The following is a 14,396-nucleotide window of genomic DNA, read 5'->3' as shown; positions in this document are numbered from 1 at the left end:
GTATCAGGCATGTTTCGGTGAGTTTACGGAATACTGTGATTCTGAACCGGTTCACATGGTTGACGTTAACGTAAACGAAAACTAGGCTGCTTGGCAAGCATCGAACCGGAACTTCACCGTCGACAAGGTTTGAGGGAGCTATTATGACAATTAAAACCGTAGGTGTCCTGGGCGCCGGAACTATGGGCAGCGGCATTGCGCAGGTGTTTGCCCGCAATGGCTACGAGGTGCATCTGGTCGATAATCAACCGAGTCATCTGCAGAAATCGGTCGGTAAAATCCAGAAAGGGCTCGATAAGTGTATCGCCCGCGGCATGATCGACGAAGAACGCAAATTAGCGTCGATTGAACGCATTCATACGTCTCCTCGCATGGAGGTGTTTGCTGAGTGCGATCTGGTAGTGGAAGCCGTGACTGAAGAAGAGCCGACTAAGATCGCCCTGTTTCAGAGTATTGATCGCATCTGTCCGGAGCATACCATTCTGGCGTCGAACACCAGCGCGATTTCCCTGACCCGCATGGCGGCGGCCACCAAGCGCCCGGATCGGTTCATGGGCATGCACTTTATGAATCCGGTTCCGATCATGGAACTGGTTGAACTGATTCGCGGCTTACAGACCAGTGATGAGACCTTCAATACATTGCATGAAGTGTCTAAAACACTCAATAAAACGCCGGTGTCGGTCAAAGATTACCCGGGTTTTGTATCGAACCGGCTGCTGATGCCGATGATCAACGAAGCGATCTATACCCTGTATGAAGGCGTTGCCTCCGCAGAAGACATCGACGCCGTCATGACGTTGGGCATGAACCATCCAATGGGGCCGTTAAAGCTGGCCGACGTGATTGGACTCGATACCTGTCTGTTTATCATGAATGTTCTGCACGATGGCTTTAAAGACAGTAAGTATCGTCCGTGCCCGCTGTTGCAACAGATGGTGGATGCCGGACTGTTGGGTAAAAAATCTGGCGAAGGTTTTTATACCTACGAAGCCGAGCCTGAGAACATTGCCACGTTTTAATCAGGCAAGTCACGGGGTCATCGCAGCAGGGTGATGATCCCAATTGTTAAACCGCCTCGGTCGTTCCCGAGGCGGATGTTTTACCGATCAGATAACATCAATAACAAGAAGGTCTGAAAATCGGTAAGCCCGGCACGAAACCCGTAAAAAAATAAAAAATCAGAATCAGCCGCCAACCGGCACGCGCTGATCGACCGGAGAGAACCATGAATACAACGACCCCGTTGCGGGTGGTGACGGCCGCGAGTTTGTTCGACGGCCACGATGCCGCCATTAATGTGATGCGCCGCCTGATTCAGGACCGCGGCTGTGAAGTCATTCATCTAGGTCATAACCGTTCGGTGAATGACATCGTTCAGGCAGCTCTTCAGGAAGACGCCGACGCCATCGCCATCAGTTCCTATCAGGGCGGGCACAACGAGTTTTTCCGTTATCTGGTCGATCAACTGCGAGAGGCTGGTGCAGCACACATTGCCATCATTGGCGGCGGCGGCGGGACCATTACGCCGGAGGAAATCACAGAGCTTCAGGCGTACGGGGTCACCCGGATTTACCACCCCAATGACGGCCAGAAGATCGGCCTGACCGGCATGATCGATGACGCCGTCGAGCAAATTCGCAAGCACCAGGCCTCTCATTCCGCCGAACTGACCGCACAAGCGCATCCGTTTCTGAAGCATGCCCGACAACTGACGGACATCGAACAAGGCCGCGCGAAAGATGCACCGGCTACCCGACAATGCCTGACCATCGGGTTGACCGGCACCGGCGGGGCCGGCAAATCCAGCCTAACCGATGAACTGGTGTTGCGTTTCGCGACCGAGTTTCCGGATCGAACCTTTGCAGTCCTGGCCATTGACCCAACCCGCCGTCGAACCGGTGGCGCGTTGCTCGGTGATCGCATTCGTATGAACAGCTTGCGGCAACCGAATGTATTTTTCCGCTCCATGGCGACCCGTCGCCAAAACCTGTCCACCAATGAAATGCTGAACGATGCCATTACCGCATTAACGCACCAGGGGTTCGATCTGGTCTTTGTCGAAACCGCCGGTACTGGCCAAAGCGACTCGGCCATTGTCGATCTGGTGGATATTCCCGGTTACGTCATGACGCCGGAGTTCGGGGCCGCCAGCCAGCTGGAAAAAATCGACATGCTCGATCTGGCCGACTGGGTCGTGATCAATAAGTTTGACCGCAAAGGCGCGCAGGATGCATTGCGTGACGTGCGCAAACAATGGCGCCGCAATCGCAACGAGTTCTCACTGGCCGATGACGACGTGCCGGTCTTTGCGAGCATTGCCAGCCACTTTAATGACCCGGGTGTGAATGGTTTTTTCAATTACCTGTGTCGGATGGTGAATGATCAGGACTCGCGAGAATGGCAGGGCCAGTTACCGGCTGGTACACCGGAATCGCATGTGTTGATTCCGGGTAAGCATCAACGTTACCTGGCCGAAATTGCCGAGCAGGGTCGTTCATTGAACGAGTCGATTGTTGAGCAGTCGCAATCAGCACGGCGGGTGCAGCATCTTTACGAAAGCTTGCGTGTTCTTGGCGTCAATGTGGCGCCGCTTGAAAAAGTCACGCAGACGGAACTTGATGCTGCGCAGTCGGTATTGGTCGAGCATTATCATCAGCAACTCAGTCAGTTGCAGCCGGACACCGTTGTCGCTGTGCAAAGCTTTAAAGCGCGAATGGCGGGCGTCGAAGCCGAGACTTTTGAATACACCGTGCGCGACAAAGTCATTCAAGGCGACAACTATCGGGCAACCCTCAGTGGTAACCGTATCCCCAAAGTGGCTTCCTGTAAGACGGAAGATTGGGGTGAACAGGTTCTGTTTACCGGCAAAGAAAACCTGCCCGGGCACTTCCCTTATACGGCGGGGGTTTATCCGTATCGTCGAGCGGGTGAAGATCCGACGCGCATGTTTGCCGGCGAGGGTACCCCAGAGCGCACCAATCGACGCTTTCATTACCTGTCGAAAGGGCAGCCCGCCGCCCGTTTGTCGACGGCGTTCGATTCCGTCACGCTCTACGGTGAAGACCCGGCAGAACGACCGGATGTTTATGGCAAAGTTGGCAACTCCGGGGTGTCGATCGCCTCACTCGACGACATGAAAAAACTCTATTCCGGGTTCGATCTGTGTGCACCAACCACTTCGGTGTCGATGACGATTAACGGGCCGGCGCCGATGATACTGGCGATGTTTATGAACACGGCCGTCGATCAACAGGTTGAGTTGTATCTGAAAGAACAGGGCCGTTGGAGCGAGGCAGAAGCCAAAATAAACACCCTGCGCGCTGAAGGCATTACCTATCATGGAGCGTTGCCGGAAGGACATAACGGGCTTGGCTTAGGATTGCTGGGTGTGACCGGCGATCAGCTGGTGTCGGAATCGGAGTATCAGGACATTCGAGCGAAGACTCTGAAGCAGGTACGCGGCACCGTGCAAGCCGATATTCTGAAAGAAGACCAGGCACAGAACACCTGTATTTTCTCGACCGAATTTGCATTGCACCTGATGGGTGATGTGCAGCAATGGTTCATCGATCACGGCGTACGTAATTTTTATTCCGTCAGTGTCAGCGGTTACCACATTGCCGAAGCTGGTGCGAACCCGATCACCCAGTTGGCGTTTACCCTGGCCAATGGCTTTACGCTGGTGGAATATTATCGGGCGCGCGGCATGGACCTGAACGATTTCGCGCCAAACCTGAGTTTCTTTTTCAGTAATGGCATGGATGCTGAGTATGCGGTGATAGGTCGGGTGGCCCGTCGTATCTGGTCGCGGGCGATGAAGCATCGTTATGGCGCGAATGCCCGCTCGCAGATGATGAAGTATCACATTCAAACGTCCGGCCGCTCGCTGCACGCACAGGAAATTCAGTTCAATGACATCCGGACTACGCTGCAGGCGCTCTATGCACTGTTTGACAGTTGCAACAGTCTGCACACCAATGCATTTGACGAAGCCATCACCACACCGACGGAAGACAGCGTGCGACGCGCGGTGGCCATCCAGTTGATCATCAACAAAGAGCTGGGGCTGAATCAGATCGAAAACCCGCTGCAGGGTTCGCATGCCATTGATGCCTTGACCGACCTCGTCGAAGAAGCGGTGTATCAGGAGTTTGAACGACTCAGTGAACGCGGCGGTGTACTCGGCGCGATGGATACCATGTACCAACGCTCCAAGATTCAGGACGAATCGATGCTGTACGAACACAAAAAATATTCCGGCGAGCTGCCGATCATCGGTGTGAACACCTTCCTGGGTGACGACAACGGCAACACCAGTGGTGACCTGGAACTGGCGCGATCCACAGATGAGGAAAAGCACCAGCAGATTCACGCATTGCAGAGTTTTCAGAAGCAGCACGAAGCCCGCACCGATATGGCGCTTAGTCAGTTAAAAGAAACCGCAAAGGCGCATGGCAATGTCTTTGGTGTCTTGATGGACGCCGTCAAAGTTGCCAGCCTGGGACAGATCAGTCATGCCCTCTATGAAGTGGGTGGCGAGTATCGACGCAATGTGTGAATGATTCTGATTCGTGACTTTGGTCACTGCAGATCAGCACCCATAAGAAGCATAATTGATGGTTCGTTCATAAAAAAAGAAAACAAGGAATCACAATGAACCAATCAACCGTGCTTTGCTCGATCCCTTTGGCATTCGTCTTATTCGGCTGTCAACCGGAAGGTTCCAACGGTGATAATCAAGGAAGTACTGACGTCGATTTTAAAGCTTCTCATAATGTCTGTAACTTTGATGACGACGATGAAATCGTCGCTAATGACCCCATTGACCAACGCAGTGAGTTGACACTCATCCAGAGTGCAACTGCCGCTGCAGGTAGTATCGAGCTGGCTGAAGACGATGTGACCGGAGCATTTGCCGTAATCGCTTTTCTAGCTCCGAGCCTGAGTGATGGCTTCATGAGTTTTCTAACAGTCTATGCCTGCACTGAAGAGTCCTATGCTAAAAACCAATGCAATTACGATGTGCCAGCAAACTTGAATGGTGGCGTCCCGGTGCGTGTTCGGACGGTCGTATCCTCAGGCGATCACTATCAAACTGTTGTCGAGATGGATGAGGGTTCCGGTTATCAGACGGACTTAGTTGTTTCAGGAACCATTGGGGACTTTGGTAATCTGACATTTGAAATCTATGACGACGGTGTGTTGAGTTCGACCCGAACGAGTAGCCGTACCGCATCTGGAAGTGAAGAAGTCGTCCTGACGTCTGCAAGCGAAAACTGGACCATGCAAGAAACCGCCGGCTGCTCAGGATCGTTAGAATATGATGGCACCAAGAATGGCGACACGGTCACCGTCGACGCAACCTGGTCTTTTAACGGGTCATCCATGAGTGGCTCGCTTGAATACTTTAAAACCGGAATGGATGCTGTCTATACGCTGAATTTCTGATTCGTTTTATAGCCTGAATGCTCAGCGGCGACCCATCATCTTCCGGTCGCGCGCTGAGCCCTGTTCTGCTTACCGCCTTATCTGAGTTACCTTTCGAGTCATCCTTTCAACCCCAGCCATCTTCGTCTATCGTACAAATAACGTCCAACTCAAAAAACCGGTTCACGTTTTGCATTCAACATGAATCAAATCGAGTTTAAAAAGAGAGGTGACGCATGAAGCTGGCTTTTACCAAAAAAGAATATCAGAGCCGTGTTAAACGCGTTCGACGGGAGATGCGTAAGCGTAAGGTGGATGTCCTGATCGCCACCGACCCGGGCAACATGAATTGGCTGACCGGATATGATGGCTGGTCGTTTTACGTGCATCAGGGTGTGATTGTGCATGTCGATCATGAGGAACCCATCTGGTTTGGCCGTAAGATGGACGAAAGCGCGGCCCTCATTCGCTGCTTCATGAAGCGTGAGAACATGGTCGGCTACCCTGAAGAATATGTGCAAAACCTGGATAACCATCCGATGACCTGGCTGGCTGAGCATTTGTTTATCGAAAATGGTTGGCAGGGCTGCACTATCGCGACGGAAATGGACAACTACTATTATACGGCCGATGCGCATCGTTCACTGGCTTTGGCCATGCCGGAAGCACGCTTTGTCGACAGTCATAACCTAGTGAACTGGGCCCGGGCCATCAAGTCTGAAAAAGAAATCGAATACATGCGCATCGCCGGGAAAATCACGGCCCGTATTCATCAGCGGATTCTCGATGTCGCGCGTGCCGGCATTCCCAAAAGTCATGTGGTGTCGCAGATCTACGAAACCGCCATTGCCGGCGTTGACGGATATTCCGGTGATTATCCGTCTATCGTCCCGCTGTTACCCTCGGGGAAAGAAGCTTCCGCGTCTCATATCACCTGGGACGATAAACCCTTCAGAGCAAATGAAGGGACCTTTTTTGAAATTTCAGGATGCTTCAAGCGTTATCACGCCCCCATGTCTCGCACACTCTATTTGGGCAAACCCAGCGAACGCTTCCGCAATGCCGAAAAAGCACTGCTCGAAGCTATTGATGCCGGGCTAGAACAAGCCAAGCCAGGAAACCGGACCTGCGACATTGCTAACGCGCTCGACGCCACCATGGCGAAGTACGGTATTGACCGGAAAGGTGCGCGGTGCGGTTACCCGATCGGCGTCAGTTATCCGCCGGATTGGGGCGAACGCACATTCAGTCTGCGCGCCACCGATGAGACGTTGCTGAAGCCCGGTATGACCTTTCACTTCATGCCCGGGATCTGGCAGGACGATTGGGGAATCGAGATTACCGAGAGTGTGCTCGTCACTGAAACCGGGTATGAGTTATTGGTCGATTTTCCCCGGCAGCTGTTTACGAAATAGTCGCAACGGTTACTCGTCAGAAGAGGAGCGATCGGAACGTCGCTCCTGGATCAGCGGCTTATGGCAATGCGGGCATTGGCGAATCGATTGCTGATGTTTTTTCAGGTAGGCATGCGTCAGATCCTCTACCTCATCCTGACTCAGGCCGAGGGATTCTCGCAAATGGCTTAAATCTTCTTGTTCATGGTGGGTGATGATGCCATCGCCCAGCACCTGTTCTAATCGTTCCTCGTACTGGCTGCGGCGGCGATGCACCTGATCGGCAAATCCGGAGGCCAGAATGCCGGCAGGCAGGGCGACCATGCCGATACCGATGACGGTAATCAAACCACCGAAGAGTTTTCCAAGAGGTGTAATCGGTACTACATCGCCATAGCCGACCGTGGTCAGCGTGGCCATTGCCCACCACATCGCATCCGGGATGCTGCCGAACGCGTCTGGCTGCACCTCATGTTCCAACAGATAGATGCCGCTGGAGGCGAGGATCAGCAACATCAGCAGGACAAAAAACGCGGCCATAAATGCCTGTGCTTCTTCGCGGAATACACTCAGCAGCAGATTCATCGCGCCGGAGTATCGGGTTAGCTTAAAAATGCGCAGCAGTCGGATGACCCGGAGAAAACGCAGGTCGACCGCAAAGAGAATACTGAGATAAAAAGGGGCAATGGCCAAAAGGTCAATCAGGGCTAAGGGGGTGACCATGTAGCGCAGTCGGGCTTTAAAGGCCCCGGTGTCATTGAACCCCACCAGCTCAACACTCGACCAGACCCGCAACACATATTCAACGGAAAAGACGGTGACGGAAAACGCTTCGAACCAGAACAGAGGGGTGGCATAGCGGTCGTGAAAGGACGGCACCGATTCCAGAATGATGGCGAGAACGTTGAGACTGATCAGAAGGATGAGCAGCCAATCGACCACACGGCTGAGCCGATGTCGACCATCGACGCTGAGAATGCGAGCCGTCTGTTTGCGAAGCGCGTCGGGCATAATGGTTGGCTTATTGTTTGGGTTCTAAGGCCGTGCTGATCTCGGCGGCCAGTTGTTCGACTTTTTTCAGGTCCTGCGCATTGAAGCCGCCGACTTTCGGGCCGAAGCCCGAAAAGCTCAGAGTACCGATGATTTTCCTTTCATACCATAGCGGTGTGCCGACGTAGGCTTCCAACTGCATAGCGGTGTAGACCGGATGCAGTATCTCGGCACGAATGCGCCCCAAGGCGTCATAGCTAATTGTCTTCGCATCTTGAACCACTTGATGGCAGTAGGTATCGCCAAGAGGGAAACGTCTTCCCGCGTCCAGAAAATCGCTTGGCGCCTGTACTTCTAAAATCGTATAACAGGCGTCTACCACGGAGCTGATGATCGCGATGTCTGTTCCCAGATCGTCATTGAGGGCCGACAACGGCTCAGCAAAACTGCGCGTCAGCTGCATGGTGGGCTCCTCGACTGATTTCCTGTTGATTTTGAGTATAGCCAAGAGTGAGACGTTGACCTAACGCTGGTTAATCAGTTCCCCAAAAGACTGACGGAAGGCCGGGAAACCTGCTCAGTTGAATGCCGGGTAGCGGGCTTTCAGCCAGGTCGTTTGTGTGTCGATGGTCAGCGCTTTGGGTCGAACGGACTGAATGCGCGATTGAACCTCTGCGCCGTCCATACCGGCGTTGAGCAACAAGATGGCTGCCATTAAACCGGTTCGGCCCGTGCCTCCACGGCAATGAATTACCAGCGTTTCGCCGGCTGTTAAACGTTGTAGTAAGGCTTCCCCATGCTGAGCAAATGCCTGCTCGAAAGGCGCTTCCGGGGCGCAGTCATCCTCAATGGGCAGTTGCACCCAATGAAACCCTTCATCGGCGGCAACCTTGCCCAGATCGGGCACACCGAGATGATCGAGCTCCTCATTTGAGAGCATGGTAATCAAGGTGGACGCACCGGTGTGTTTCAGTCGGCTTAAGGCGTCGGGCAGTGCCTCGCCACGGGTGCCCGGACACGGTGTAAACACAAAGGCGCCGCCAGTCGGCAAGGGCAGGGTGTCGAATGGATGAGTCATTGTTAAAACCTTTTAGCAGACCCTATTGAGTAGGAAACCAGTGTCGGGTGCGATTGGCAAACCAGACCAGACTGAGCATCACAGGCACTTCCACCAGAACTCCTACAACGGTCGCTAAAGCGGCACCGGAGTTCAGACCGAACAGTGAAATGGCGACCGCGACCGCCAGCTCAAAAAAGTTCGAAGTCCCGATCAGGCAGGCCGGTGCCGCGACCGGGTGCGGTAGCTTCAGGCTGCGCGCAGCCCCGTAGGCAATAAAGAAAATGCCATAGGTCTGAATCAGTAACGGAATGGCAATCAGCAAAATAGCGAACGGGTTATCCAGAATGCGTTGTGCCTGAAACCCGAACAACAGCACCACGGTGCCCAGCAGACCGAGAATGGACCAGGGTTTGGCCCGATGCAGAAACGCTTGAATGGCGGTCTCTCCGGAGCGACGTTCGAGCATCCGACGCACCAGTACCCCGGCAATCAATGGCAGCAGCACGTACAACGTGACCGAGAGCAACAGGGTTTGCCAGGGCACGGCAACTTCGGTGATGCCCAGCAGGAAGGCGGCGATCGGGGCGAACGCAAAAATCATAATGACATCGTTCACGGCCACCTGAACCAGTGTGTAGTTGGCGTCACCGCGGGTCAGCTGACTCCAGACGAACACCATGGCCGTGCACGGTGCGACGCCCAATAAAATGACGCCAGCCAGATATTCCATGGCCGTTTCAGGGGTGATGAGCGGCGCAAAAATAACCCGGAAAAACAACCAGCCCAAAGCGGCCATGGTAAAGGGTTTAATCAGCCAGTTAATCACCAGGGTCAATGCCAATCCTTTGGGGGACTGCCCGATTCGGCGAACCGCTGCAAAGTTAATCTGCACCATCATCGGGAAGATCATCACCCAGATCAGCGCGGCGACCACCAGATTAACGTGCGCCAGTTCGGCACCGGCCAGAAATGAAAACAATGCGGGAAAGGCCTGTCCGGTAACAACACCGAGAACGATGGCCAGCGCCACCCAGAGCGTCAGTAAGCGTTCAAAGATTCCCATAAAGGAAGGTCCTGATAAATATACGGATAATCATATATATGATCATCCGTATAAGTAAAGCTCAATAAGCTTACCGGTTACTCGCGAAAATCGTCGATGGCCAGTTGAATCAGCCGGTCGATCAGTTTCGGGTAGGGCAGGCCGCTGTGCTCCCACAGTTTTGGATACATGCTGATCTTGGTGAAGCCGGGGATGGTGTTCACTTCGTTAATGACGACTTCGCCCGCATCGGTCAGGAACACATCTACCCGTGTTAACCCCCGACACTCCAGCGTGGTGAAAACCTGTTTGGAAATCTCACGAATGCGCTCGGAGGCCTCGTCGCTAATCGCGGCCGGAATGCTCAACACCGCGCCGTCGGCATCGATGTATTTGGCGTCGTAATCGTAAAAGGCATGCGTTTGATTAGCGGCGATTTCACCGCATACCGACGCTTCCGGTGTATCGTTACCGAGCACCGCGCATTCAATTTCGCGTCCGACAACCAGCGCTTCCACAAGAATTTTAGGGTCGAACCGGGCCGCGTCCGCGACGGCGGTGATCAGGGCTTCTCGGTTCTCGGCTTTGCTGACACCGATGCTCGAGCCCATGTTGGCGGGTTTAACAAACACCGGGTACTGCAAGCGTGTTTCGATGCGTTCGATCAAGGCCTCAGTAAGCTGGCCGTTGCGGACAACCTCGTAATCCGCGACGTTCAGGCCGGCATGAATCAGCAGACGCTTGGCGATGTCTTTGTCCATGCCGACCGCCGAGCCGAGAATACCGCTGCCAACGCAGGGCAGGTTCGCCAGACGCGCTAAGCCCTGAATGGAGCCATCTTCGCCGTACGGGCCGTGTAAGACCGGGAACAAGACATCGACCTGAGCATTGATCGGGCTTTGCGTGGTCGGGATGACGGAACCACGCTGATCCCCGGCGGCGAGGGTGACCGGCTGGCCCTGACGATTCAGTTCAATGGTTTTCGGATCGGTTGCATTGAGCAGAAAGTCCGTCGCATCGTTGAGCAGCCATTGCCCCTGTTCCGTGATGCCAATCAATACGGGTTCATAACGGGTTCTGTCGATGGCATCGATGATGCTTTTGGCCGACTGGAGTGATACCTGATGCTCCGCAGAGCGCCCTCCGAAAACGATACCGACTTTGACTTTCTGATCCACGAGTACACCCTGATGATTGCATTGCAACCGGTATTATGAAGACGCGGGCCGCGCAAGGGAAGCACTGCAGCCAGCGGTTGTCCGGGAATTGATCCGGAGGTTGATCAAAAGCTACTCAATTGTCTGGGTGAGTTGACAAATATCATCACCAGCGCGCGCGTCGAAGCGTTTCGGCTTGTCTTCATAGGTTGAATAATTATGATGATGCGCTTCGGGTGTCAGGGAGTGTCACCGCCTGTCCATGTCAGTAACAAGGATGACCGAACAGCGAATTTTTTCGTCTCACTCTCTTACCTATTTTTTAAGTAATTAGTCTAAGTCTGTTTATCCATCGGATGATCGCCGTTGTTTGTCTGTCTTTCGAAACCATGAAAGTCAATGAGCAATGGTCCAATGATTTAATCCCTTCATGTAAAAAAGGAAACCTGCATGAAACCATTGATAGCGACCGGTCTGGTCGTTGCTCTAACCGGCTGCGCGTTGCTGCCGTCTCCAAACGATGACGCTTCTTATCAATTTCAGGCCAGTCGGAATTGGGCACCCGTCGTCGATCCGTTGATTACCACCGGCTCATTGGATAATGGGCTGAACTGGATAGTGAAAACTCTGCCGGATAATGGCAGTCGTGATCGCGTTGAACTGCGCTTGCGCATTCGCTCTGGGTCGTTAAATGAAACCGATGAACAGCGTGGACTCGCGCACTTCGTCGAACACATGGCGTTTAACGGCACCGAAAACTTCCCCGAACAGGACATGATTGCGTTTTTCGAAGCCGCCGGCATGAGCTTTGGTGGGGACATCAATGCCTATACGTCCTTTGACGAGACCGTTTATGAGTTGACCATTCCTGCCGACGATCCGGACTTATTAGCGACCGCGTTCGATGTTCTGCGCGACTGGGCCGATGCCATTGAGTTTGAACCGGCCGAAGTGACGAAAGAAGCGCCGGTGATTATTGAAGAGTGGCGCAGCAGTCAGGGCACCGAGACACCCGCATGGATGATAGAGTTTCAGAACACCTATGCCGGAACCCGTTATGCCGAGCGATTGCCGATTGGCGATACGGACATCGTGGCGAACGCGACTGCCGAGCAACTTCAGGATTACTACCAGCAGTGGTACCGCCCGGACAATACCGAAGTGATCGTGGTCATGCCGGAAGGGGCTCTGGAAGCGCAGGCTCAGATCACCGAGCATTTTGCCGACTGGCATGCCGAGCGGGTGACTCAGCAGTTGCCGGAAGTCGGAGAGGTCGAAATTGATGGCCTCCGTCTGCTCAGTGCAACCGACAGCCATCAGACCGGATACAACTGGCAGTTGTATTTACCGGCAATTGAGATTGATGCTCAAACACCAGAGTACCGGGAAGCTGAGTACCTGAACCGGGTTTATACCCTGGCGTTAGAAGCCCGTTTACAGCGGTTGGGTGAACAGGAAAATCCTGCTCTGGTCGATGCTTATGTGGCAACCGATGCCTTTTATGATGGCACCCCGATTCTGGATGTCTGGACCACCGTCTATGAAGGGAAAGAGACCGAGGCCCTGAATGCGATGGTGACTGAACTGAAACGCCTGCAGCAATTTGGTGTCACCGCACAGGAGTTCGAATCGGCGAAACAACAGATGCTGGCCGAGCTGGTTGATACCGCCTCTTGGCTGGAAGGCGCGTCGGCGTATGACCACATGGATTTTTTGTTGTATTTCCTCAGTGCAAATGAAGTGCAGGAAGACATCGAGGCCAGTATCGAAGAACTGGAACAGATGAATGCGGTGGTGACCCTCGACCAGCTGAATGCCTATGTTACCCACGCCTACGAAATCGACCGGGCCTTCGGCTATTTTTATCACCCGCAGTCGGCGGATGTCTCGCCTGAGCGTTGGACTCAGCAGTATCAATTGTCACTGGATAAAACCGTGACCGAACCGGTTGCGCGAGCGATCGTGGAAACTACCGCCGCGTATGATTTTTCCGGTGAGATCATCGAGCAAACCGATATGCTCGATAGCGAAGGGCTGTACTTTTGGCAGCTGGACAATGGTCTGACTGTCGTTCTCAAACCGAGTGCACTGGAACCTGATAGTGTGTCCGCAACAGCCTTGCTCTTGGGTGGGACCCTTCAGGTTCCGGATGCTTTGATACCAGCGGCCGATGAATGGCTGGAAGCCCGGGTTCGATCGGGACTCTATGGGTTATCAGGGCAGGACTTTTTCGATCACCTGACCGCCAAAGGTGTCAGCTACAGCCCGTTTTTGCGCGAAGGCTACAGCGGTGTTGACGTGTCAGGTCCATCGGATCAGTTGGGCATGCTGTTGCAGATGATGGCCGGGACTTATACCGAAGAACAGTTGAACGATCGTATGGTCGAGTTGACGCTCAATACTTCGGTGCAATCGATGAACGAGTATGCCAACACTCCCGATTTTGCCTACAGCCAGGCTTACTTCTCCGCCGTGTATGGTAACGAGGACCCGCGCTACCAAATGATGTCGCCAGAGGTCATCGGTCGTATTACGGCCGAGCAGATTTTGGATGTACAGCAGCACCTGCTGAAAACGTCCTTGAGCGCGGTCATCGTGATTGTTGGTGATACCACCCCCGAACAGGTTACGCCGTTACTGGAATCTACGTTGGCCGGTTTACCCATTGGTTATGCCGACGATATGGTGTCGTATGAGCCAGCCACTCCAGAGTCTAAAAACGTCGTTGTCGATGGCTTAAAAGAACAACGCTCAGACATTCACTACGTGTTCGCAGTGGATGATTTGCCGGTAAACCCAGCTCGATACTTCACGTCAGAAGTCGCCATTCAAGCGTTGGAAAAACGTTTGCATCAGGCCATTCGGGAAGACTCCGGTTTGACCTATGGCACGTCCGTCTGGGATACCGTGCAATCCTTTTATCGCCAGCAATGGGCATTACACATCAGCCTCAGTACCGATCCGGAACGAGAGCAGGAAGCATTGGATACTCTGGATGCAACCTTGGCTGACCTACAAGCCAACCCCTTTACCGCCAAGGAAATCACGGAAGCCCGTCGTCGGGTTGCAGAACAGTACGAACAGCAGTTGTCGACCAACGGAGGCCAACGCAATGAGTTGGTCGGTGCGGTGATCATCGGCCAGCCGTTGATCGATTATGACAACCCGAAACCGCAGATTGATGCGGTCACGGCTGAGCAGGTGAACACTCTGGTGCAGACGTGGTTAAGCGGGAAGCAGGTGGTGGCGATTCATCATCCCTGAAGATAACTTTTCATTGTTTTAATGAGTACCACCCTGTTTGTTAATTTAGGGTGGTACCT

Annotated in this window: 10 protein-coding genes; 5 read left to right on the top strand and 5 right to left on the bottom strand. The window is 53.6% G+C overall.

Translation table 11 applies throughout. The features are described 5' to 3' along the window. Positions 1 to 143 precede the first annotated feature (143 nt). From MED297_RS12560 to MED297_RS12545, 4 genes are all read left to right on the top strand, one after another. Entirely contained in the window at positions 144 to 1,022 is an 879-nt protein-coding gene (locus MED297_RS12560) for a 3-hydroxybutyryl-CoA dehydrogenase (protein ID WP_008045460.1), read from the top strand. A gap of 206 nt (positions 1,023 to 1,228) precedes the next feature. Next, complete coding sequence (locus tag MED297_RS12555; protein ID WP_008045457.1) at positions 1,229 to 4,561, top strand: methylmalonyl-CoA mutase family protein; 3,333 nt, start codon at positions 1,229 to 1,231, stop codon at positions 4,559 to 4,561. Between the two features lie 95 nt (positions 4,562 to 4,656). Next, positions 4,657 to 5,451, top strand: coding sequence for a hypothetical protein (locus MED297_RS12550; RefSeq protein WP_008045455.1), 795 nt, complete (start codon positions 4,657 to 4,659; stop codon positions 5,449 to 5,451). Positions 5,452 to 5,666: 215 nt separating this feature from the next. Next, positions 5,667 to 6,845: a M24 family metallopeptidase gene (locus MED297_RS12545; RefSeq protein ID WP_008045453.1), complete on the top strand. Its 1,179-nt coding sequence runs from the start codon at positions 5,667 to 5,669 to the stop codon at positions 6,843 to 6,845. 9 nt (positions 6,846 to 6,854) lie between these two features. On the opposite strand, the gene MED297_RS12540 is transcribed toward MED297_RS12545, so the two are convergent. The 5 genes from MED297_RS12540 to ddlA all read right to left on the bottom strand — a co-directional run bounded on the left by MED297_RS12540 (position 6,855) and on the right by ddlA (position 11,094). Then, positions 6,855 to 7,835, bottom strand: coding sequence for an ion transporter (locus MED297_RS12540; protein WP_008045452.1), 981 nt, complete (start codon positions 7,833 to 7,835; stop codon positions 6,855 to 6,857). 10 nt (positions 7,836 to 7,845) lie between these two features. After that, on the bottom strand, positions 7,846 to 8,277 hold the full coding sequence (locus MED297_RS12535) for a GAF domain-containing protein (RefSeq protein ID WP_008045450.1): 432 nt from the start codon (positions 8,275 to 8,277) through the stop codon (positions 7,846 to 7,848). Between the two features lie 114 nt (positions 8,278 to 8,391). Continuing rightward, a complete protein-coding gene (locus MED297_RS12530; protein ID WP_008045447.1) occupies positions 8,392 to 8,892 on the bottom strand; it encodes a phosphatase domain-containing protein in 501 nt (166 codons plus the stop codon). A 22-nt stretch (positions 8,893 to 8,914) separates the two neighbouring features. Next, positions 8,915 to 9,937, bottom strand: coding sequence for an ACR3 family arsenite efflux transporter (gene arsB / locus MED297_RS12525; RefSeq protein ID WP_008045446.1), 1,023 nt, complete (start codon positions 9,935 to 9,937; stop codon positions 8,915 to 8,917). Positions 9,938 to 10,014: 77 nt separating this feature from the next. Next, positions 10,015 to 11,094: a D-alanine--D-alanine ligase gene (gene ddlA / locus MED297_RS12520; RefSeq protein WP_008045445.1), complete on the bottom strand. Its 1,080-nt coding sequence runs from the start codon at positions 11,092 to 11,094 to the stop codon at positions 10,015 to 10,017. Between the two features lie 429 nt (positions 11,095 to 11,523). Here ddlA and MED297_RS12515 point away from each other — a divergent pair, with 429 nt between their 5' ends. Beyond that, positions 11,524 to 14,337: a M16 family metallopeptidase gene (locus MED297_RS12515; protein WP_008045443.1), complete on the top strand. Its 2,814-nt coding sequence runs from the start codon at positions 11,524 to 11,526 to the stop codon at positions 14,335 to 14,337. Positions 14,338 to 14,396 lie beyond the last annotated feature (59 nt).

Source organism: Reinekea blandensis MED297 (genome assembly GCF_000153185.1).
Lineage (GTDB): Bacteria > Pseudomonadota > Gammaproteobacteria > Pseudomonadales > Natronospirillaceae > Reinekea > Reinekea blandensis.
The sequence above is the reverse complement of the archived record's forward strand: the minus strand, read 5'-3'. Positions and strand labels throughout refer to the sequence as shown.

Bases quoted from the DNA above. Each gene is read 5' to 3' on its own strand.
- MED297_RS12560 (WP_008045460.1), top strand. From the start codon at position 144: ATGACAATTAAAACCGTAGGTGTCCTGGGCGCCGGAACTATGGGCAGC.
- MED297_RS12555 (WP_008045457.1), top strand. From the start codon at position 1,229: ATGAATACAACGACCCCGTTGCGGGTGGTGACGGCCGCGAGTTTGTTC.
- MED297_RS12550 (WP_008045455.1), top strand. From the start codon at position 4,657: ATGAACCAATCAACCGTGCTTTGCTCGATCCCTTTGGCATTCGTCTTA.
- MED297_RS12545 (WP_008045453.1), top strand. From the start codon at position 5,667: ATGAAGCTGGCTTTTACCAAAAAAGAATATCAGAGCCGTGTTAAACGC.
- MED297_RS12540 (WP_008045452.1), bottom strand. From the start codon at position 7,835: ATGCCCGACGCGCTTCGCAAACAGACGGCTCGCATTCTCAGCGTCGAT.
- MED297_RS12535 (WP_008045450.1), bottom strand. From the start codon at position 8,277: ATGCAGCTGACGCGCAGTTTTGCTGAGCCGTTGTCGGCCCTCAATGAC.
- MED297_RS12530 (WP_008045447.1), bottom strand. From the start codon at position 8,892: ATGACTCATCCATTCGACACCCTGCCCTTGCCGACTGGCGGCGCCTTT.
- arsB (WP_008045446.1), bottom strand. From the start codon at position 9,937: ATGGGAATCTTTGAACGCTTACTGACGCTCTGGGTGGCGCTGGCCATC.
- MED297_RS12515 (WP_008045443.1), top strand. From the start codon at position 11,524: ATGAAACCATTGATAGCGACCGGTCTGGTCGTTGCTCTAACCGGCTGC.